At 72.6% G+C, this 1,634-nt stretch carries 1 protein-coding gene and 1 pseudogene; both read left to right on the top strand.

Annotated elements, in window-relative coordinates; all coding sequences use genetic code 11:
• Positions 1-30: 30 nt before the first annotated feature.
• Positions 31-90 (top strand): annotated as a pseudogene (locus AB0J69_RS61655) (hypothetical protein); the annotation flags it as partial.
• 12 nt (positions 91-102) lie between these two features.
• A partial coding sequence (locus AB0J69_RS61650; protein WP_364138675.1) for an acyltransferase domain-containing protein occupies positions 103-1,634 on the top strand: 1,532 nt, incomplete at its 3' end.

Raw genomic sequence — 1,634 nt, 5'->3', positions numbered from 1 at the left:
TACGGGCGCGGGCGTCCGGCTGATCGTCCGGTGTGGCTGGGGTCGGTGAAGTCGAATATCGGGCATGCGCAGGCGGCTGCTGGTGTGGCGGGGGTGATCAAGATGGTGTTGGCGTTGGAGCGGCGGGTGTTGCCGCCGACGTTGCATGTGTCGGAGCCGACGCCGCATGTGGACTGGTCGGCGGGCGGTGTGCGGTTGCTGACGGGTGCGGTGGAGTTGCCGGGGTCGGGTCCGGTGCGGGCGGGGGTGTCGAGTTTCGGGGTGTCCGGGACGAATGCGCATGTGATCGTGGAGAGCGCGCCTGAGGTGGAGGACGTGCTGCCGGTGCGGGGGCCGGTGCGGGGGCCGGTGGTGGGTGGTGGCGCGGTGGTGTGGGTGGTGTCGGGTAGGAGTGCGGCGGCGTTGCGGGGGCAGGCGGCGCGGTTGGTGGAGTTCGCGGCTGGTGTGCCGGATGGGGAGCTGGCTGGGGTGGGCCGGGTGTTGGCGGGCCGGTCGGTGTTCGGGTATCGGGCTGTGGTGGTGGCGTCGGATCGGGCGGAGTTGCTGGCGGGGTTGGCTGCGGTGGCGGCGGGGGAGTCGCATGCGGCGGTGGTGAGCGGGTCGGCGGTGGCGGATGCGCAGCCGGTCTTGGTGTTCCCGGGTCAGGGGTCGCAGTGGGCGGGGATGGCGGTGGAGTTGCTGGAGTGCTGTGAGGTGTTCCGGGCTGAGGTGGAGCGGTGTGATCGGGTGGTGCGGTCGTTGACCGGCTGGTCGGTGGTGGGGGTGTTGCGGGGTGCTGCGGGGGCTCCGGGGCTGGAGGGGTCGCCGGTGGTGCAGCCGGTGTTGTGGGCGGTGATGGTGGGGTTGGCGGCGGTGTGGCGGGCGGCCGGGGTCGCTCCGAGGGCGGTGGTGGGTCAGTCGCAGGGGGAGATGGCGGCGGCGTGTGTGGCGGGGGTGTTGTCGCTGGAGGATGCTGCGCGGGTGGTGGTGCTGCGGAGCCGGGCGTTGGAGAAGGTGCTCGGCACGGGCGGGATGGCGGCGCTTGATGTGTCGGCGTCGCGGGCGGGGGAGTTGATCGGGTCGCGGTGGGCGGGCCGGTTGTGGGTGGCGGTGCATTCGGGTCCGGCCAGTTGTGTGGTGGCTGGGGAGGTGGCCGCGCTGGAGGAGCTGGAGCAGCTGCCGGGGGTGCGGGTGCGGCGGGTCGCGGTGGATTACGCCTCGCATACCCCGCACATGGATCGTCTGGCCGAGGAGCTGGGTGTGGCGTTGGCCGGGGTTCGGCCGGTTGATGGTGCGGGGGTGGGGTTCTGCTCTTCGGTGGAGGGCGGGTTCCTGGATGCGGCGCGGTTGTCGGGCCGGTACTGGGTGGAGAATCTGTGCCGGCCGGTGTTGTTCGAGGAGTCGGTGCGGGCGGCGGCGGGTGTGGGTGGGCCGGTGTTCGTGGAGGTGAGCCCGCATCCGGTGTTGGTGGGTGATGTGGAGGACATCTGCCGGGCGGCCGGGGTCGAGGCCGGGGTGTGCGGGTCGTTGCGGCGGGGTGAGGGTGGGTCGCGGCGGATGCTGTTGTCGCTGGCTCAGGCGTGGGTGCTGGGTGTGCCGGTGGCCTGGCCGCTGGTGCTGGGCGAGGGACCGGCACCGAGTGGGCAGCCTCCCAC

Source organism: Nonomuraea sp. NPDC049709 (assembly GCF_040674815.1).
Classification (GTDB): Bacteria; Actinomycetota; Actinomycetes; order Streptosporangiales; family Streptosporangiaceae; genus Nonomuraea.
Note: the sequence above shows the minus strand (reverse complement) of the source record. Positions and strands in the feature narration are given on the sequence as shown.